The sequence below is a fragment of the Streptomyces tailanensis genome, assembly GCF_008386495.1.
Lineage (GTDB): Bacteria > Actinomycetota > Actinomycetes > Streptomycetales > Streptomycetaceae > Streptomyces > Streptomyces tailanensis.
Map to the genome: position 1 here is coordinate 94,925 of NZ_VTHJ01000007.1, position 17,656 is coordinate 112,580.

The 17,656-nt window shown below is 71.0% G+C and carries 19 protein-coding genes; 12 read left to right on the forward strand and 7 right to left on the reverse strand.

What is annotated here, in order from left to right:
- Positions 1-27 precede the first annotated feature (27 nt).
- Positions 28-1,104 carry an ABC transporter permease gene (locus tag F3T56_RS08170; RefSeq protein ID WP_149824023.1) on the reverse strand — a complete coding sequence of 359 codons (1,077 nt, stop codon included), beginning with the start codon at positions 1,102-1,104 and terminating at the stop codon, positions 28-30.
- Positions 1,105-1,284: 180 nt separating this feature from the next.
- Between F3T56_RS08170 and F3T56_RS08175 the strand changes: the two genes are divergently transcribed.
- The 8 genes from F3T56_RS08175 (at position 1,285) to F3T56_RS08210 (ending at position 8,355) form a co-directional block, all read left to right on the forward strand.
- Positions 1,285-1,914 carry a TetR/AcrR family transcriptional regulator gene (locus F3T56_RS08175; protein ID WP_149824024.1) on the forward strand — a complete coding sequence of 210 codons (630 nt, stop codon included), beginning with the start codon at positions 1,285-1,287 and terminating at the stop codon, positions 1,912-1,914.
- Between the two features lie 131 nt (positions 1,915-2,045).
- A complete protein-coding gene (locus F3T56_RS08180; protein WP_048819736.1) occupies positions 2,046-2,348 on the forward strand; it encodes an urease subunit gamma in 303 nt (100 codons plus the stop codon).
- 9 nt (positions 2,349-2,357) lie between these two features.
- Positions 2,358-2,669: an urease subunit beta gene (locus F3T56_RS08185; RefSeq protein WP_149824025.1), complete on the forward strand. Its 312-nt coding sequence runs from the start codon at positions 2,358-2,360 to the stop codon at positions 2,667-2,669.
- Positions 2,662-4,383, forward strand: a complete 1,722-nt coding sequence (locus tag F3T56_RS08190) for an urease subunit alpha (protein ID WP_149824026.1) — start codon at positions 2,662-2,664, stop codon at positions 4,381-4,383. The genes F3T56_RS08185 and F3T56_RS08190 overlap by 8 nt, the downstream gene beginning before the upstream one ends.
- Positions 4,384-4,418: 35 nt before the next feature.
- Positions 4,419-5,093 carry an urease accessory protein UreF gene (locus F3T56_RS08195; RefSeq protein ID WP_149824027.1) on the forward strand — a complete coding sequence of 225 codons (675 nt, stop codon included), beginning with the start codon at positions 4,419-4,421 and terminating at the stop codon, positions 5,091-5,093.
- A 76-nt stretch (positions 5,094-5,169) separates the two neighbouring features.
- Positions 5,170-5,853, forward strand: coding sequence for an urease accessory protein UreG (gene ureG / locus F3T56_RS08200; RefSeq protein WP_149824028.1), 684 nt, complete (start codon positions 5,170-5,172; stop codon positions 5,851-5,853).
- Positions 5,850-6,611: an urease accessory protein UreD gene (locus F3T56_RS08205; RefSeq protein WP_149824110.1), complete on the forward strand. Its 762-nt coding sequence runs from the start codon at positions 5,850-5,852 to the stop codon at positions 6,609-6,611. The genes ureG and F3T56_RS08205 overlap by 4 nt, the downstream gene beginning before the upstream one ends.
- A 151-nt stretch (positions 6,612-6,762) precedes the next feature.
- On the forward strand, positions 6,763-8,355 hold the full coding sequence (locus F3T56_RS08210; protein WP_149824029.1) for an alpha/beta hydrolase: 1,593 nt from the start codon (positions 6,763-6,765) through the stop codon (positions 8,353-8,355).
- A 63-nt stretch (positions 8,356-8,418) separates the two neighbouring features.
- Here the strand turns inward: F3T56_RS08210 and F3T56_RS08215 are convergent, their stop codons facing one another.
- The 5 genes from F3T56_RS08215 to F3T56_RS08235 all read right to left on the reverse strand — a co-directional run bounded on the left by F3T56_RS08215 (position 8,419) and on the right by F3T56_RS08235 (position 13,177).
- Positions 8,419-9,438: an NAD-dependent epimerase/dehydratase family protein gene (locus F3T56_RS08215; RefSeq protein WP_172638857.1), complete on the reverse strand. Its 1,020-nt coding sequence runs from the start codon at positions 9,436-9,438 to the stop codon at positions 8,419-8,421.
- Positions 9,439-9,514: 76 nt separating this feature from the next.
- Positions 9,515-10,252 carry a lysophospholipid acyltransferase family protein gene (locus F3T56_RS08220; protein ID WP_149824031.1) on the reverse strand — a complete coding sequence of 246 codons (738 nt, stop codon included), beginning with the start codon at positions 10,250-10,252 and terminating at the stop codon, positions 9,515-9,517.
- 241 nt (positions 10,253-10,493) lie between these two features.
- Complete coding sequence (rocD, locus tag F3T56_RS08225) at positions 10,494-11,720, reverse strand: ornithine--oxo-acid transaminase (protein WP_149824032.1); 1,227 nt, start codon at positions 11,718-11,720, stop codon at positions 10,494-10,496.
- 22 nt (positions 11,721-11,742) lie between these two features.
- Positions 11,743-12,564, reverse strand: coding sequence for a dimethylargininase (ddaH, locus tag F3T56_RS08230; protein WP_149824033.1), 822 nt, complete (start codon positions 12,562-12,564; stop codon positions 11,743-11,745).
- 121 nt (positions 12,565-12,685) lie between these two features.
- Complete coding sequence (locus tag F3T56_RS08235; protein WP_149824034.1) at positions 12,686-13,177, reverse strand: Lrp/AsnC family transcriptional regulator; 492 nt, start codon at positions 13,175-13,177, stop codon at positions 12,686-12,688.
- A gap of 91 nt (positions 13,178-13,268) precedes the next feature.
- Between F3T56_RS08235 and F3T56_RS08240 the strand changes: the two genes are divergently transcribed.
- Genes F3T56_RS08240 through F3T56_RS08255 form a run of 4 tightly spaced genes read left to right on the forward strand, consistent with a single transcriptional unit; the run spans position 13,269 to position 17,456 of the window.
- Positions 13,269-14,024, forward strand: coding sequence for a LytR/AlgR family response regulator transcription factor (locus F3T56_RS08240; RefSeq protein ID WP_149824035.1), 756 nt, complete (start codon positions 13,269-13,271; stop codon positions 14,022-14,024).
- Between the two features lie 9 nt (positions 14,025-14,033).
- On the forward strand, positions 14,034-14,393 hold the full coding sequence (locus F3T56_RS08245) for a hypothetical protein (RefSeq protein WP_149824036.1): 360 nt from the start codon (positions 14,034-14,036) through the stop codon (positions 14,391-14,393).
- A gap of 34 nt (positions 14,394-14,427) precedes the next feature.
- The gene (locus F3T56_RS08250) at positions 14,428-16,173 is read left to right on the forward strand and encodes a sodium/solute symporter (RefSeq protein ID WP_149824037.1); all 1,746 of its coding nucleotides are present in this window, start codon (positions 14,428-14,430) and stop codon (positions 16,171-16,173) included.
- Positions 16,174-16,223: 50 nt separating this feature from the next.
- On the forward strand, positions 16,224-17,456 hold the full coding sequence (locus F3T56_RS08255; protein WP_149824038.1) for a sensor histidine kinase: 1,233 nt from the start codon (positions 16,224-16,226) through the stop codon (positions 17,454-17,456).
- Between the two features lie 43 nt (positions 17,457-17,499).
- Here F3T56_RS08255 and F3T56_RS08260 read toward each other — a convergent pair whose 3' ends face one another.
- Positions 17,500-17,655: a hypothetical protein gene (locus F3T56_RS08260; protein ID WP_149824039.1), complete on the reverse strand. Its 156-nt coding sequence runs from the start codon at positions 17,653-17,655 to the stop codon at positions 17,500-17,502.
- Position 17,656: the final 1 nt, after the last annotated feature.

The following is a 17,656-nucleotide window of genomic DNA, read 5'->3' on the forward strand; positions in this document are numbered from 1 at the left end:
GTGGTGAGGCTGGGGGCCGGTCGCGACTCAGCGCGCCGGGGTCGGCGCCGGGGCCGATGCAGGGCGGTCGGTGGCCCGCTCGGTGGTCTTCGTGGGGCGCTTGAGCATGTGGCCCAGGAAGACCGCTCCCAGTCCGAGCGCCGCCCACCAGGTCAGGGTGAGCGCCGGGCCGAGGGCCGCGGCGCCGTCGAAGAACGACACCGACCGCAGCAGGGACGCGCCCGCACCCGGCGGCAGCCACTGCCCGAGTGTGCCCACCGGTTCGGGCAGCATCTGGGGTGCGGAGGAGGCACCGGAGAAGGGGTTGCCGAGGAACACGATCAGCAGTGCGCCCAGGCCGATGCCCGCCCGGCCGAGCAGAGCGGCGAGTCCGGCCACGGTGGCGCCCACGGCCAGCGTCGTCAGGCTCAGTGCGCCGGCTTCGGCCCACCAGTCGCCGGTGAGCACGCCGAGCCAGCTGTCGGCGATCGCGGTCGCGGCCACTCCGACCAGTACGGCCGCCCCGGTCAACGCGCCGACCGCACGCGCCCCGCGCAGTCCGAGCAGCGCGACGAGGGCGCCGGAGGCGGTACCGGCCAGTGCCAGCGGCAACACGCTCGAACCGAAGGCCGAGCCGCGCGGGTCGTTCGCGGGCGTCGCCACCACGTCGGTCGTCGCCACCTGGACCCCCGCTCGGGTGGCCTGCTGGGTCACGGCCTGCTGCAGCGACTGGGCGACCATCGGGCTCGCGGCCGAGGCGGTGAGCAGCTTGGGCCCCGTCTCGGTGACGACCACCGCGCCGTATACGGTCCGGTCCTTGATGGCCGCCCGGGCGGCGGCCTCGTCGGCGTAACGGTGGATCTCGAAGGCGCCCTCCCGCTGCTTGAGCCCGGTCTCGATCCGGGCGGTCGCCGCGGCAGGTCCCGCCACTCCGAGCGGCAGGTCGCGGGGCGCGGTGCGGGCGTTCGGCCAGGCGAAGGCCCAGAGCGCGAGCGCCGCGACGACGGGGATCAGGACGATGACCGCGACCATACGGCGACTCGGGGGTACCGAGTGGGCCGTGGCCTCGGCCGAGGTCGTGGCTGAAGCCTTGGCCGCGGTGGGTGGAGCGGACGTGGCGGACATGGGTCCTCCTCCGGGTCGACCGGTGGTGATCGACGGGGATCGGTACGGGGTGGGCGGCGATCTGCGGCTGCTGCGAGTCGGCCGCCCATCTAAAAAGAAGGAGCGTTCGTTTTCCTTTGCTTCACCATGCTCCGAAGGGTGCGCCTTGTCAAGAAGGAACGTTCGTTTTACGTTGGCGCCATGCCCCGCGTATCCCAGGAGCGTCTCGACGCCCGCCGCCGCCAGATCCTCGACGCCGCCGCCCGCTGTTTCGCCCGCAACGGGTTTCATGCCACGTCGATGCAGGACGTGCTGAAGGAGGCCGATCTCTCCGCCGGGGCCGTCTACCGGTACTTCACCGGCAAGGAAGAGCTCATCGCCGCGATCGTCAACGAGGTGCTGGGGGAGGTCGGCGGGGTCTTCGAGGAGGCCGCGCGCTGGCGCCCCCTGCCGCCCCCGGACGTGCTGATCGGGACGGTGATGCGCGCGGTCATCGGGCACCGGCAGGGGTTGGGGGGCACGGAGCAGTCCCTGTATCCGAGGCTGATGGTCCAGGTGTGGGCGGAGACCCTGCGCAACCCGGAGCTGCACGCGATCCTCAGTGACGGTTTCGCCCGGGTCCGCCGACCGTGGATCGAGATCGTCGAGGGATACCAGGACGCCGGGGTGATGCGCGCCGACATTCCCGCCCTCAGTGTCGCGCGGACGCTGATCGCGGTCGCCCAGGGCTTTGTCGCCCAGTACGCGCTCTTCGGCGACGTATCGATCCAGGTGGTCGAGCTGGGGCTGAAGGCGTTGATGAGCATGGAGGACCCGGACGCCCGTACATGAGCGGATCGCAGGTCGGTTAACGTCGCTGAAACGCCACCCAATTAGCCTGCGCCCACGCCACCAGCGATTTTGCCGGGTGGCGCGGCAACCGGACCCCGCACGGTCCGGAGCGAGGATGTGAGGTGGACGCCGTGCAACTGACCCCGCACGAGCAGGAGAGGCTGCTGATCCATGTGGCGGCGGACGTGGCCGAGAAGCGCCGGGCCCGAGGGCTGAAGCTGAACCACCCCGAGGCCGTCGCCCTGATCACGGCGCACATCCTCGAAGGCGCGCGGGACGGCCGTACGGTGGCCGAACTCATGGCGTCCGGGCGGAAACTGCTCACCCGGGACGATGTCATGGAGGGCATCCCCGAGATGATCCACGACGTCCAGGTCGAGGCGACCTTCCCGGACGGCACCAAGCTCGTCACTGTCCACGACCCGATCGTCTGAGGGGGCTCGATGATTCCCGGAGAGATCCTCTTTGCCGAGGACTCGATCGTCTACAACGAGGGCCGTGAGGTCACCCGGCTGACCGTCCTCAACGCCGCCGACCGGCCCGTGCAGGTCGGCTCCCACTACCACTTCGCCGAGGCCAACCCCGGCCTGGAGTTCGACCGTGCCGCCGCGCGCGGCAAGCGGCTGAACGTCGCCGCCGGCACCGCCGTGCGCTTCGAGCCCGGGATCCCCGTCGACGTAGAACTCGTTCCGCTCACCGGCGCCCGTGTCGTGCCCGGACTGCGCGGGGAGACCGGAGGTGCCCTCGATGCCTGAGATCTCGCGTGCCGCGTACGCCGACCTGTTCGGCCCGACCACCGGTGACCGCATCCGGCTCGCCGACACGGACCTGCTCGTCGAGATCGAGGAGGACCGCTCCGGCGGTCCCGGGCTCGCCGGTGACGAGGCCGTGTTCGGCGGTGGCAAGGTCATCCGCGAGTCCATGGGCCAGGCGCGTGCTACGCGCGCAGAGGGCACCCCGGACACGGTCATCACCGGCGCGGTGATCATCGACCACTGGGGCATCGTCAAGGCCGACATCGGCATCCGCGACGGCCGGATCACCGGCATCGGCAAGGCGGGCAATCCCGACACCATGGACGGGGTCCACCCCGACCTGGTCATCGGCCCGGAGACGGAGATCATCGCGGGCAACGGGCGGATCGTCACCGCCGGTGCCATCGACGCGCACGTCCACTTCATCTGCCCGCAGATCGCCGACGAGGCGCTGTCCGCCGGCATCACCACTCTCGTCGGCGGAGGTACGGGTCCGGCCGAGGGTTCGAAGGCCACGACGGTCACGCCCGGCCCCTGGCACCTCGCCCGCATGCTGGAGGCGATGGAGCAGTACCCGCTCAACATCGGCTTCCTGGGCAAGGGCAACACCGTCTCGCACGAGGCGATGCTGTCGCAGATCCGCGGCGGCGCGCTGGGCCTGAAGCTGCACGAGGACTGGGGGTCGACCCCGGCTGTCATCGACGCGTCCCTGACCGTCGCCGACCGCACCGGCATCCAGGTCGCGATTCACACGGACACGTTGAACGAGGCCGGGTTCGTCGGCGACACGCTCGCCGCGATCGCCGGACGCGGCATCCACGCGTACCACACCGAGGGCGCGGGCGGCGGGCACGCGCCCGACATCATGACCGTGGTCTCCGAGCCGCACGTGCTGCCCAGCTCCACCAACCCGACCCGCCCCTACACCGTCAACACCGCCGAGGAACACCTCGACATGCTGATGGTCTGCCACCACCTGAACGCGGCGGTGCCGGAGGACCTGGCGTTCGCCGAGTCCCGCATCCGGCCCTCCACCATCGGCGCCGAGGACATCCTCCACGACCTGGGCGCCATCTCGATCATCTCCTCGGACGCCCAGGCCATGGGCCGGGTCGGCGAGGTCATCCTGCGGACCTGGCAGACCGCGCATGTGATGAAGCGGCGGCGGGGTGCGTTGCCGGGCGACGACCGTGCGGACAACCAGCGTGTACGTCGATATGTCGCCAAGTACACGATCAACCCCGCGCTCGCGCAGGGGCTCGCCCGCGAGATCGGGTCCGTCGAGAGCGGCAAGCTCGCCGACCTGGTGGTGTGGGAGCCCGCGTTCTTCGGGGTCAAGCCTCAGCTCGTGATCAAGGGCGGGCAGATCGCGTACGCGCAGATGGGCGACGCCAACGCCTCGATCCCGACCCCGCAGCCGATCCTTCCGCGGCCCATGTACGGCGCGATCGGACGGGCGCCGGCTTCGAACTCGTTCAACTTCGTGGCGCCCCTGGCCATCGAGGACGGGCTGCCGGAGCGGCTCTCGCTGGGGAAGCGGTTCGTGGCGATCGAGTCGACGCGTGGGGTCACCAAGGCCGACATGCGCGAGAACGACGCGCGTCCCGAGGTACGGGTCGACCCCGACAGCTTCGCCGTGCACATCGACGGGGAGCTGGTGGAGGCCACGCCCGCCGCCGAACTGCCCATGGCTCAGCGCTACTTCCTCTTCTGAGGCTGTCGTGAGCGCAGAGGCTTCAGGGGTTTGTGATGTCTAGGGCGGCGCTTCTCGTCCTGGCCGACGGCCGCTTTCCCGCCGGGGGGCACGCGCACTCCGGTGGGGCGGAGGCGGCCGTCAAGGGCGGGCTGATCACCGGGTCGGACGGGTTGGAGGCGTTTTGCCGGGGGCGGCTGCACACCGCCGGGTTGGTGTCGGCCGCCCTGGCTGCCGCCGCCGCGCTCGGTGTCGATCCGGTCGCTTTGGATGCCGCCGCCGACGCCCGTACGCCGTCCCTCGCCCTGCGGGTCGCCTCGCGGAAGCTGGGGCGGCAGTTGATGCGGGCGGCGCGGGCGACGTGGCCCTCCAGGGAACTGGACGTGGTGGCGCGGGAGTTCCCCAAGGGCGCGCACCAGCCGGTGGTGTTGGGGGTGGCGGCGCGGGTGGCGGGGCTCGGGGCGGATGATGCGGCGTACTGCTCGGCGTACGAGAGCGTCAGTGGGCCGGCGAGTGCGGTGGTGCGGTTGCTGAGTCTTGATCCGTTCGACGCGACGGGGGTCTTGGCGCGGCTGGCGCCGGAGGTCGACCGGGTGGTGGGGGCTGCGGTCGAGGCGGCGGGGGAGGTGGTTGTCGGTGGGGTGGATGCCTTGCCTGCGGCTTCCGCTCCGCTGTTGGAGATCGGGGCGGAGGCGCATGCCGCGTGGCCGGTTCGGTTGTTCGCCTCGTGATTTTCCTCGCGGGGGCGAGGAAGCGCGGTCAGCAAGTACGACGGTATGAACGAGCAAGACCCAAGGAGCCGTTTTTATGCATCTCGGTCACGATCACTCCCACGGCTGGCCCTCCGCCGTCAGCGCCGACGCGCATCGGCCCGACGGTACCCGGCGGGCCTTGCGGATCGGCCTCGGCGGACCCGTCGGATCCGGCAAGACGGCCACTGTCGCCGCACTCTGCCGGGCCCTGCGCGACGAGCTCTCCCTCGCCGTAGTCACCAATGACATCTACACCCGCGAGGACGCCGAGTTCCTGCTCCGCGAGGCCGTGTTGCCGCCCGAGCGGATCACCGCCGTAGAGACGGGCGCGTGCCCGCACACGGCGATCAGGGACGACATCTCCGCGAATCTCGAAGCCGTGGAGGACCTGGAGGACGAGGTGGGCCCCCTCGCCCTCATCCTTGTCGAGTCCGGCGGTGACAACCTCACCGCCACCTTCTCCAAGGGACTCGTCGATGCGCAGATCTTCGTCATCGATGTGGCCGGCGGCGACGACATTCCACGCAAGGGCGGGCCCGGCGTCACCACCGCCGACCTGCTCGTCGTGAACAAGACGGACCTCGCGCCGTACGTAGGGTCCGACCTCGCCCGGATGGCCGCGGACGCGAAGACGCAGCGCGCGGAGCTGCCGGTGGTGTTCCAGTCGCTCAGGAGCGAGGCGGGGGTCGCGGAGGTCGCGGCCTGGGTGAGGGAGAAGCTCGCGGCGTGGACGGCATGACGACGGCCGGAGTCAGGGCCACCGCACGGATCGCCGCCCGCCTCGACGGGCGGGGCACCACGGCCCTGCCCGTACTGGAGAGCGACGGCCCGCTCGCGCTGCGCCGCACCCGGGGACGTGGCGACGAGGCGCGCGTCATGCTCGTCGGCGCCATGAGCGGACCGCTCGGCGGTGACCGTTTCGCCGTGGAGGCGGAGGTCGGCGCGGGCGCCCGGCTGCACCTCGGGTCGGCCGCCGCGACGATCGCCCTGCCGGGGCAGAGCAAGGGCGAGGCCCGCTACGACGTACGGATCGACGTCGCCGCCGGAGGCGAACTGCGATGGCTGCCCGAGCAGTTGATCTCGGCGCAGGGCAGCGATCTGTGCGTGTCGACGCGCGTGGACCTCGCCGCCGGCGCGCGACTCGTGTTCCGCGAGGAGCAGGTGCTCGGGCGGGCCGGTGAGGATCCCGGGCGGCTGAGCAGCCGGCTCACCGTGCGGCTGGACGGGCGTACGCTGCTCGACCAGGAGGTGGCCTGCGGGCCGGGGGCGCCCGGCGGCTGGGACGGCCCCGCCGTACTCGGCGGGCATCGCGCACTGGGGCAACTCGTCGTCGTACGACCGGAGTTCGGAGAGCGGGCGCCCGAGCCGAGGGTGCTGGGGGAGTCCGCCGCGCTCACTCCGCTCGTCGGGCCCGCCGTACTCGTGACCGCCCTCGCGCCCGACGCGCTGCGGCTGCGGCGCGTACTCGACGAGGCCCTTGCCGCACTCGACGGCTGAACCGCACTCCGCTCAACGGGACATGCCATCCGGCTATCGGATTAGTAAAGAACGTCCCGCCCCCCTGTTCTCAGATGCCTCACAGGCACGAGGATCCCCGTGACCATTCGACACTTCGATTCGATGTACGGGGAGTTCCCTCTTGAGAGGTATGAGACCGACGAGGCGCGCGGCGGCCTTCGGGTCCGCCGGAGCGCTCGTCACGGCGACCCTGATAGCCGGCGCCGTCACGGCGCCGGTGGCCAACGCCGCCGAGACGGCCCGCACGGTCCAGGACCGCGAGGCCAAGGGCGTCGCCGTCGCCGCGGCCAAGGCGGCGAAGAAGGGCGTCAAGTGGCAGGACTGCCCTGAGAGCTGGGGCCTGGAGAAGCCCATCAAGTGCGGCTGGGTCAGCGTGCCGCTCGACTACGCCAAGCCGAACGGCAAGCAGATCAAGATCGCCGTGGACCGTATCGGCAACACCGGCACGAAGAAGCAGCGCCAGGGCGCCCTCGTCTACAACCCGGGCGGACCGGGCGGCTCGGGTCTGCGCTTCCCGCGCCGGGTCACCACGAAGAATCCGCTGTGGGCGAACGTGGCCAAGGCGTACGACTTCGTGGGCTTCGACCCCCGTGGTGTCGGCAAGTCGGCGCCCATCTCCTGTGTCGACCCGCAGGCGTTCGTGAAGGCGCCCAAGATGGACCCGGTCCCGGACTCCGAGGCCGACAAGCTCAAGCAGCGGGGGCTCGCCGCCGACTACGCGGCCGGCTGCAAGAAGCGCAGCGGCGCGATGCTGCCGTACATGACGACGCCGAACACCGCGCGCGACCTGGACGTCATCCGGGCCGCCCTCGGGGAGAAGAAGCTCAACTTCCTCGGCGTCTCCTACGGCACCTACATCGCCGCCGTCTACGGCACCCTCTTCCCGACCCATGTGCGCCGCATGGTCGCCGACAGCGTGGTGAACCCCTCTCGCGAGAAGATCTGGTACCAGGCCAACCTGGACCAGGACGTCGCCTTCGAGATGCGCTGGAAGGACTGGACGAAGTGGGTCGCGAAGCACGACGCGACGTACCACCTCGGCGACACCCAGGCCAAGGTGCAGGCCAAGTGGCTCGAACTGCGTGCCACCGCGAAGAAGAACCCGATCGGCGGGCTCGTCGGCCCGGCCGAGCTGATCTCCTTCTTCCAGAGCGCCCCGTACTACGACTCCGCGTGGGCGCCCATCGCCCAGGTGTGGAGCAAGTACGCCGCCGGTGAGACCCAGGCGCTGGTCGACGCGGCCGCCCCGGACCTCACCGACACCGCGGGCAACGCCGACGCGGAGAACGGCAACGCCGTCTACACCGCGGTCGAGTGCACCGACGCCAAGTGGCCCACCAGCTGGAAGAAGTGGGACCGCGACAACACCCGGCTGCACAAGAACTACCCGTTCATGACCTGGGCCAACGCCTGGATGAACCTGCCGTGCGCCACCTGGCAGTCCAAGCAGTACACGCCCGTGGACGTGAAGACCAAGAAGGGTCTGCCGCCCGTCCTGATCGTCCAGTCCACGCGTGACGCGGCCACCCCGTACGGGGGCGCCGTCGAACTGCACAAGCGGTTCAAGGGTTCCCGTCTGATCACCGAGACGAAGGCCGGCTCGCACGGAGTGACCAGCCTGACCAACCCGTGCGTCAACCAGCGCGTGGACACCTACCTGCTCACCGGCAAGGTGGGCAAGGCCGACGTGAAGTGCGCCCCGCACGCCACGCCGACGCCGTAGCAGGACCGGAAGGGTGAGGGGCGGCCGGATGACTCCGGCCGCCCCTTCCACGTGCCCGTCACCTCACGACTTCAGCCACGCGTCCTCCGCCGCGTAGTCGAAGAGGTCCCCATAGGCCTGGAACATCTTGGGATACGCCTCCCGCCAGTCCCGGCCGCCCGCCAACTGCCCTTCGATCCACGTGACCGTGTCCGGCAAGGTCTTCGCGTACCGGACCACCGGGCGGTAGCCCAACTCCCGTTCGGCGGCCGACATGTCGCACACCACGGGCACCGGCACGGACCACGGCGTGTCCCCGACCGTGGGCCCCGGAGGCGGGCCGTCGACCAGTACGTTCTCCGTCTCCACTCCCATCACGGCGTCGATCGCCGCGGCGATCTCCGTGACCTTCGGCGCGTCGGGGTCGACCGCGTTCAGCGCCCGCGTTCCCGGCCGCGCGGCGGCCAGCCGGATCAGCTCGGCGATGTTGTGGACGCTCGCCGGATGGAAGCGGCTCTCCCCGCCGTACGCGATGACCCTGCGGCGCCGCCCGTCGAGGTTCCGCTTGACGAAGTACAGCTCGCGGGGCGTACGGCAGTGCGGCCCGTGGATGGCGCCCGCGCGCAGCAGCGTCGTGGGCAACCGGTCGCCGACGGCGAGGAGTTCGCGCTCCAGCCCCGCCTTGCGGGTGCTGTACGAGGCCTCGCCCGGCCGGACCGTGCGCTGGCTTTCGGGGAGGGGCACCGGGTACTCGGGGAAGCCGTCCGGCTCCGCCTGGGTGTCGAAGTTACGGCCCTTGTCGTCCTCGTACACCGAGACGCTGGAGACGACGACGGCCGATCCGATCCGGTCGGCGAGCCCCGTCAACTGCCGTGCGTGTTCGGGGCCGTACGCGACCATGTCCACCAGGACGTCGCAGCCGTCACCGATCGCGGCGGACAGCGCCGCGTCGTCGGCGCGGTCGGCCGACGCGATCCGCACACCCTCATCCGGCCAGCCCTCGTCACGGTCGCCGCCCCGTGAGACGGCGGTCACCTTCCAGCCGTCCCTCGCCAGCGCGCCCACGGCCACGCGTCCGATCTGTCCCGTCGCTCCGATCACCACAGCACGTCGTGTCATGCCCCGACCGTACGACGCCCCCGCCCGGCCCGGTGGGATGCTCTGCTGCGAGCAGAACCGCTCAACTCAGCGGCATACGCGGGAACTTCCGCTCCTTGCCCGCCTTCTCGTCCTTGGCCGCCGCAGCCTCCTCCGCCTTCACGACGGCCGCGTACTGGTCGACGTACTCCTGGTCCGACAGCGAGAGGATCGCGTACATGATCTCGTCGGTGATGGCCCGCAGGACGGCCTTCTCGTTCTCCATGCCCTCGTAGCGGGAGAAGTCCAGTGGCTTGCCGAAGCGGATGACGACGGGGTGGATGTTCGGGATGACCTTGCCCGGCGGCTGCGCCTCGAAGGTGCCGATCATCGCACAGGGGATGACGGGCACCCGGGCCTTGAGCGCCATGACCGCCACACCGACCTTGCCCTTGTAGAGCCGACCGTCGTGCGAGCGCGTGCCCTCCGGGTAGATGCCGAGCAGCTCGTCCTTGCTCAGCACGCCGAGGCCTTCGCGGATGGCGGCCTGGCCCGCCTCCTTGCCGGAGCGGTCGACCGGGATCTGCCCCGCGCTGCGGAAGAAGAACGCCGTCAGCCTGCCCTTGAGGCCCGGGCCGGTGAAGTACTCGGCCTTCGCCAGGAAGGTGATGCGCCGTTTCAGGATCGCGGGCATCAGGAAGTGGTCGGAAAAGGACAGGTGGTTACCGGCGACGATGGCCGCGCCCGACGCCGGTACGTGTTCGAGGCCCTCGATCCTTGGCCGGAAGACCAGTCTCAGCAGCGGGCCCAGCAGCACGTACTTGAGCAGGTAATAGAACACCGCGCACTCCTCTGTACCCCCAGGAGCGATCAGTTTAGGCGCGGCCGTCGCCGGGCGTAACCGCCGGGAGGTCATTCACCCCCGCCGCCCCTACCCGTCCCTCCCCCACTCTCGGCTTCGCTCGAGCGGGGGGACCCCCATCCAGGGGCTGCGCCCCTTCGACCCCCATGTGCGGGTGGGTGGGGGCTGGTCGCGCAGTTCCTCGCGCCCCTTTCGGGGCGCGGGTGCTGGACCTCGGTTGTCAGGCGCCCTTCCTCAGGACCTCCTCCAACGTGCCCAACGCCGAAACGAGTTCCTCGGCCGTGATGGTCAGGGGTGGGGCCAGGCGGATTGTTGAGCCGTGGGTGTCCTTGACCAGGATGCCGTGGGTCATGAGGCGGTGGCTGATGTCGCGGCCTGTGCCGAGCGTGGGGTCGATGTCGACGCCTGCCCACAGGCCGCGGGCCCGGAAGCCGAGCACGCCCTTGCCGACCAGGGAGGCCAGGCCTTCCCGCAGGAGGACGCCCAGCTCGGCCGCCCGGTGTTGGAATTCGCCGGTGTGCAGGAGGTCGACGACCGCGGAGCCGACCGCTGCGGCCAGCGGGTTGCCGCCGAACGTTGAGCCGTGTTCACCGGGGCGGAGGACGGACAGGACCTCCCGGCGGGCGACGACCGCCGATACGGGGACGATGCCGCCGCCGAGGGCCTTGCCGAGCAGTACGGCGTCGGGGACGACGTCCTCGTGGTCGACGGCCAGCGTGCGGCCCGTGCGGCCGAGGCCCGACTGGATCTCGTCGGCGATGAACAGGCAGCCGGCGCGGCGGGTCACGTCACGGACTCCGCGCAGATAGCCCTCGTCCGGGATGACCACCCCGGCCTCGCCCTGGATCGGCTCGATCAGCACCGCGGCCGTCGTCTCGTCGATCGCCGCTTCGAGCGCCGGGAGGTCGTCGTACGGGACGATCCGGAAGCCGGGGGTGAAGGGGCCGAAACCGGTGCGGGCGAGCGGGTCGGTGGAGAAGCTGACGATGGTCGTCGTACGGCCGTGGAAGTTGTCGGCGGCGACGACGATCGTCGCCTGGTCGGCGGGGACGCCCTTCACCTCGTACGCCCATTTGCGGGCCACCTTGATCGCGCTCTCCACGGCCTCGGCGCCGGTGTTCATCGGCAGCACCATGTCCAGGCCCGTCAGCGCGGCCAGGGACTCGGCGAACTCGGCGAGCCGGTCGTTGTGGAAGGCACGCGAGGTGAGGGTGAGGGTGTCGAGCTGGCGGTGCGCGGCCTCGATCAGCGCCGGGTGGCGGTGACCGAAGTTGAGGGCGGAGTAGCCGGCCAGCATGTCCAGGTAGCGGCGGCCCTCGACGTCCTCCACCCAGCTGCCCTCGGCGCGGGCGACGACCACGGGCAGGGGGTGGTAGTTGTGCGCGAGGACGGGCTCCTCGGCGCGGATGAGGTCGGCCGACGAACGCGCACGGACGGGAGCGGTCATGAGCGGATCTCCTGAGTAGCGGTCATGAGCGGATCTCCTGAGTGACGCACTTGATGCCGCCGCCGGCCTTCTGGAACTCCGACAGGTCGACGGGGACGGGAACGTAGCCCTGCCGGGCGAGCTGGTCGGCGAGGTCCTTGGCGCGGGGCGAGATGAACACGTGGCGGCCGTCGGAGACCGAGTTCAGGCCGAAGGCCATGGCGTCGTCGCGGGTCGCGATCACCGCGTCCGGATAGAGGCGGGCGAGGACCGCGCGGCTGCCGGGAGAGAACGCCTCCGGGTAGTACGCGATGTTGCCGTCCGGCCCGTCGTCGAGCACGAACAGCGCCGTGTCCAGGTGGTAGAAGCGCGGGTCAACCAGCTGAAGGCTGATCACCGGGACGCCGAAGAACTCCTGCGCCTGGCGATGGGCCTCACGGGTGGTGCGGAAGCCGGTCCCGGCCAGGAGAAAGCGACCGGTCGGGATCAGATCGCCCTCCCCCTCGCACACCGACTCCGCCCGGTACACCTCGTACCCGGCGTTCTCGAACCAGGCGTCGTACGCGGTGGACTCGGCGCGCCGCTCGGGCGCGTGGAAGAGCGAGCCGAGGACACGGCCGCCGAGGACGAGCGCGCAGTTGGCCGCGAACACCATGTCGGGCAGCGCGGCCACCGGCTCCACGGTCTCCACGGTGTGGCCGTGGTCCCGGTAGGCGCGGATCAGTTCCTGCCACTGGTCCTGGGCGAGGTCGACATCCACGGGGGTGTCCGGGTGCATCCAGGGATTGATCGAGTACTGAACGGCGAAATGTCTGGGTTCGCAGACGAGAAAGCGCCGAAGGCGCGGCACACGGCTGTCGGGCACAGAGGGTCTCTCCGCTTCCTGCGGTGTCGGCTGGGATGACACCACGGTAGGAATCGGGGCAGGCGCACGACAAGGAGTGAACGTTGCGTGTCCGCGCAGTAATGCTGCGTGTTCGACGGGCTCAGCGCACGTTCGCTGCGTCCTGCGTGGCGCCCGCCTCGGGGGCCTCCGGCAGCAGGTGCGACAGCACCATGTAACTGATCGTCTTCCGGATGAAAGGCTCCGCGCGGATCCGCTCCAGCACCTCCTCGAAGTGCTCCACATCGACGGCCCGCACATGCAGCAGCGCGTCCGCACCACCGGTCACCGTCATCGCCGCGGTGATCTCCGGATGGTTGCGCACGACCTCCGCGAGCCGCCGGGGCGGCGCCGCGCCCTCGCAGTACACCTCCACGTACGCCTCCGTGCGCCAGCCGAGCGCCGCCGGCTGCACCGTCGCCGTGAACCCGGTGATCACCCCGGTCTCCCGCAGCCGGTCCACGCGCCGCTTGACCGCGGTGGCCGAAAGACCGACGGCCGAGCCGATCTCGGCGAAGCTGGTCCTGGCGTTCACCATGAGCGCCGTGATGATCTTGCGATCGAGCTCGTCGAACGCCGCCGACTTGCTGTTCATGCGGGCACTGTATCCAGCGGCGCCCCTCCGCGGACCCCATGTGGAGCGTGCCCGTGTGCAGGCGTACGAATTACTCCTACACTCCACGTTCATGCTGCGCGCGCTCGCCGTCGATGACGAGAAACCCTCCCTCGAGGAGCTGCTGTACCTGCTGAACGCGGACCCGCGGATCGCCAGCGCCGAGGGCGCGAGCGACGCCACCGAGGCACTGCGCCGCATCAACCGCGCCCTGGAGTCCGGCCCCGACGGGCCCGACGCGATCGACGTCGTCTTCCTCGACATCCACATGGCCGGACTCGACGGCCTCGACCTCGCCCGCCTCCTCACGGGCTTCGCCCGGCCCCCGCTCGTCGTCTTCGTCACCGCGCACGAGGGCTTCGCCGTCCAGGCCTTCGACCTCAAGGCCGTCGACTACGTCCTCAAACCCGTCCGCCGGGAACGCCTCGCCGAGGCGATACGCCGGGCCGCCCAGCTCCGCGACGCGGCCCCGCCGATACCGGTCCACGAACCCGACCCCGACCAGATACCTGTCGAGCTCGGCGGAGTGACCCGCTTCGTCACCGTCGACGACATCACCCATGTCGAGGCCCAGGGCGACTACGCCCGCCTGCACACCCCGCAGGGCAGCCACCTCGTCCGCATCCCGCTCTCCACCCTCGAAGAACGCTGGCGCGCCCGCGGCTTCGTCCGCATCCACCGCCGCCACCTCGTAGCCCTGCGTCACGTCGGCGAGCTCCGCCTCGACGCCGGCACGGTCAGCGTCCTCGTAGGCTCGGTGGAACTCCAGGTCAGCCGCCGCCACGCCCGCGAACTGCGCGACCTGCTGATGCGCCGGACCACGGGCTGAGGAGACGGCATGCCCCACGACCCCACCGAACGCCGCGTCGTCGTCACCGGCCCGCCCCGCCGCGCCCGCCGCGGCCCCGGCTTCCACCGCCCCCGCACCGAGATCGACGAACAGACCACCCTCGGCCACACCTACGTCCGCTCCCTCATGCGCAGCCAGCTCCGCGCCGCCCTCGCCGTGTTCGCGGTCCTGGTCCTGCTGGTCGCCCCGCTGCCCCTGGTCTTCGCCGCGATGCCGGACGGCGCCGGCCTGGAGTGGGCCGTCCTCGGGTTCGGCGTCTACCCGCCGCTGGTCCTCCTCGCCCGCCGGCACGTACGCCGCGCCGAACGCAACGAGCAGGATCTCGTACGGCTCGTCGAGGACCGCTGACCCACCCCGTGGACGACAGGACCGGAAGCAAGGCATGAACGACACCTACGCCGTCCCCGCCGTCGCCCTCGTCGTCGTGGCGACCGTCTTCGTCGGCGCCTTCGGCCTGCGCATCTCCCGGACCACCTCCGACTTCTACGTCGCCTCCCGCACCGTCGGCCCCCGCCTCAACGCGGCCGCGATCAGCGGCGAGTACCTGTCCGCCGCCTCGTTCCTGGGCATCGCGGGCCTCGTCCTGGTCCAGGGCCCCGACATGCTCTGGTACCCCGTCGGCTACACGGCCGGCTACCTGGTGCTGCTGCTGTTCGTCGCCGCCCCGCTGCGCCGCTCCGGCGCGTACACCCTGCCGGACTTCGCCGAGGCCCGGCTCGCCTCCAAGACCGTACGACGCCTCGCCGGGGCCTTCGTGGTCGGCGTCGGCTGGCTCTATCTGCTGCCGCAGCTCCAGGGCGCCGGGCTGACGCTGAACGTGCTCACCGACGCGCCCGAGTGGGTCGGCGGGGTGATCGTCGCCGTCGTCGTCTCCGCCACGGTCGCCGCCGGCGGCATGCGCAGCATCACCTTCGTCCAGGCCTTCCAGTACTGGCTCAAGCTCACCGCCCTCCTGGTCCCCGCGCTCTTCCTCGTCCTCGCCTGGCAGGGCGACGGCGCCCCGCGCCACGCCTTCGACGAGCCCGCCCGGTTCCGCGAACAGCGTGTCGTCCGCGTCGACGAGAGCCTCGACCTCAAACTCGCGAGTCCACTGACCGTCACCGCCTCCGGCACGATCGACGGCCGCCGCTACGAGGACCGTCGCGTCGACCTGCCCACGGGCACCCACCGCGTCGAGCAGGGCACCCGACTGACCTTCACCAAGGGCGACACCGTCCCGGTCGCCGACCGCGGCAGCAACGGCGGCATGTCCACCTCCCTCGCCGCGGGCCGCGAGGAACGCCCGCTGTACGCCACGTACGGGCTGATCCTCGCCACCTTCCTCGGCACCATGGGCCTGCCCCACGTCGTCGTCCGCTTCTACACCAGCCCGCACGGCGTGGCCGCCCGCCGCACCACGGTCGTCGTCCTCGGCCTGATCGGCGCCTTCTACCTCCTCCCACCGCTCTACGGCGCCCTCGGCAGGCTCTACGCCCCCGAGCTCACCCTCACCGGCGACGCCGACGCGGCCGTACTCCTCCTCCCGGACCGCATGATCGGCGGCCTCGGCGGCGACCTGCTCGGCGCGCTGGTGGCGGGCGGCGCCTTCGCGGCGTTCCTGTCCACCGCGTCCGGGCTGACCATGGCCGTAGCCGGCGTCCTCACCCAGGACGTACTGCCCTCACGCGGCGTACGGCACTTCCGGCTCGGCACGGTCCTCGCCATGGCCGTACCGCTCGCCGCGAGCGTCCTGGTGGGCGGCCTCCCCGTCGCCGACGCGGTAGGCCTGGCCTTCGCCGTGTCCGCCTCCTCCTTCTGCCCGCTCCTCGTCCTCGGCATCTGGTGGCGCCGCCTGACCCCGCCGGGCGCCGCCGCCGGCATGCTGGTCGGCGGCGGCTCGGCCCTCCTCGCCGTCGCGGCCACCATGGCCGGTTTCCCCGGCACCGGCGCCCTCCACGCCCTCCTGGCCTGGCCCGCCCTCTGGTCGGTGCCCCTCGGCTTCCTGACGATGGTCTTGGTGTCCCTGGCCACGCCGGGCAAGGTGCCCGCCGAAACGGCCTCCATCCTGGCCCGCTTCCACCTGCCGGAGGAACTGGTGGGCGGACAGTCGAGAGCCGCGTCGAAGGAGATCGAACTGTGGCGTCGGTGAGGACGGAACCCTTGAGCGGTGAGCGGTGTACCACATGCAGGAGGTGAACGATGAGCGGTGAAGTCAGCGGGTTCCTGGCCGGGTTCTTCGTGGCCGTACTACCCTTTCTCGCGGCCGGCTTCTGGCTGGGGCGCCGTACCGCCCGGCCCCGCAGCAGCCTCGGCGGACTCGGTACGCCCGTCGAGCACGCCACCTTCCAGACCTTGCACACCGCGACGCTCGCCGCGCCCCCGCTGCGCGCCGGCCTCACCGAGGAGACGGCCCGCAAGTCCGCCAAGCGGCTGCGCACCCTGCTCGGCACGGACGCGCTGTGCCTCACGGACCATGAGTCGGTCCTCGTCTGGGAGGGAGTGGGGGAACACCACCGCGCCGAGATCATGGGACGGCTGGCGGGCCCCCTGGAGAGCGGCCGGGGCGAGGCCTTCCGCCTGACCTGCGACATCCTCGACTGCCCGGTGCGCTGGGCGGTTGTCGCCCCCCTCACCGTCGACGACCGCGTCCACGGCGCGCTCGTCGCCTGCGCGCCCCTGGAGTCCGCCGTGCTCGTACGGGCCGCCGGCGAAGTCGCCCGCTGGGTCTCCGTACAGCTCGAACTCGCCGATCTCGACCAGTCCCGCACCCGCCTCATAGAGGCCGAGATCAAGGCCCTGCGCGCCCAGATCTCCCCGCATTTCATCTTCAACTCGCTCGCGGTGATCGCCTCGTTCGTCCGCACCGACCCCGAGCGCGCCCGCGAACTCCTCCTGGAATTCGCCGACTTCACCCGCTACTCGTTCCGCAGGCACGGCGACTTCACCACCCTCGCCGACGAACTCCACGCCATCGACCACTACTTGGCACTCGTCCGGGCCCGCTTCGGCGACCGTCTCTCCGTCACCCTCCAGATCGCCCCGGAGGTCCTGCCGGTCACCCTGCCCTTCCTCTGCCTCCAGCCCCTGGTCGAGAACGCCGTCAAGCACGGCCTCGAAGGCCGGACTGTGACTGCCGCGGGCAAGAGCCACATCAGCATCACCGCCCAGGACGCGGGCGCCGAGGCGCTCGTCGTCATCGAGGACGACGGCGTCGGCATGGACCCCGCGCTGCTCCGCCGCATCCTGGCCGGCGACGTCAGCCCCTCGGGCGGCATCGGCCTCAGCAACGTCGACGAACGGCTCCGCCAGGTCTACGGCGACGACCACGGCCTCGTCATCGAGACCGCGGTCGGCGCGGGCATGAAGATCACCGCCCGACTGCCGAAGTACCAGCCGGGCGTACACCCGGACGGAGGAATACCCGGTGTCTGAAGGCCCGGAGTCCGAAGGCCAGGCACTCTCCGGGGCGCGGGCCTCAGGTGCGCGACGCCACCATCCCGAGCGTCAGCAGGCCGAGGACGACCCATCCGAACCACAGCCAGCCGTTGCTGCCGAGCGCCACCGAGTAGGCCGTCACCACGACCAGCCCACCTACGGTGAGCACCCCCATGGCCTTCGTCGAACCGGGCATC

Excerpts from the sequence above, each read along its gene's own strand:
- F3T56_RS08190 (WP_149824026.1), top strand. The coding sequence starts at position 2,662 with ATGCCTGAGATCTCGCGTGCCGCGTACGCCGACCTGTTCGGCCCGACC.
- F3T56_RS08235 (WP_149824034.1), bottom strand. The coding sequence starts at position 13,177 with ATGAACAGCAAGTCGGCGGCGTTCGACGAGCTCGATCGCAAGATCATC.
- F3T56_RS08170 (WP_149824023.1), bottom strand. The coding sequence starts at position 1,104 with ATGTCCGCCACGTCCGCTCCACCCACCGCGGCCAAGGCTTCAGCCACG.
- F3T56_RS08175 (WP_149824024.1), top strand. The coding sequence starts at position 1,285 with ATGCCCCGCGTATCCCAGGAGCGTCTCGACGCCCGCCGCCGCCAGATC.
- F3T56_RS08195 (WP_149824027.1), top strand. The coding sequence starts at position 4,419 with ATGTCTAGGGCGGCGCTTCTCGTCCTGGCCGACGGCCGCTTTCCCGCC.
- ureG (WP_149824028.1), top strand. The coding sequence starts at position 5,170 with ATGCATCTCGGTCACGATCACTCCCACGGCTGGCCCTCCGCCGTCAGC.
- F3T56_RS08245 (WP_149824036.1), top strand. The coding sequence starts at position 14,034 with ATGCCCCACGACCCCACCGAACGCCGCGTCGTCGTCACCGGCCCGCCC.
- F3T56_RS08260 (WP_149824039.1), bottom strand. The coding sequence starts at position 17,655 with ATGCCCGGTTCGACGAAGGCCATGGGGGTGCTCACCGTAGGTGGGCTG.
- F3T56_RS08250 (WP_149824037.1), top strand. The coding sequence starts at position 14,428 with ATGAACGACACCTACGCCGTCCCCGCCGTCGCCCTCGTCGTCGTGGCG.
- F3T56_RS08185 (WP_149824025.1), top strand. The coding sequence starts at position 2,358 with ATGATTCCCGGAGAGATCCTCTTTGCCGAGGACTCGATCGTCTACAAC.
- F3T56_RS08240 (WP_149824035.1), top strand. The coding sequence starts at position 13,269 with ATGCTGCGCGCGCTCGCCGTCGATGACGAGAAACCCTCCCTCGAGGAG.
- F3T56_RS08210 (WP_149824029.1), top strand. The coding sequence starts at position 6,763 with ATGAGACCGACGAGGCGCGCGGCGGCCTTCGGGTCCGCCGGAGCGCTC.
- rocD (WP_149824032.1), bottom strand. The coding sequence starts at position 11,720 with ATGACCGCTCCCGTCCGTGCGCGTTCGTCGGCCGACCTCATCCGCGCC.
- F3T56_RS08255 (WP_149824038.1), top strand. The coding sequence starts at position 16,224 with ATGAGCGGTGAAGTCAGCGGGTTCCTGGCCGGGTTCTTCGTGGCCGTA.
- F3T56_RS08205 (WP_149824110.1), top strand. The coding sequence starts at position 5,850 with ATGACGACGGCCGGAGTCAGGGCCACCGCACGGATCGCCGCCCGCCTC.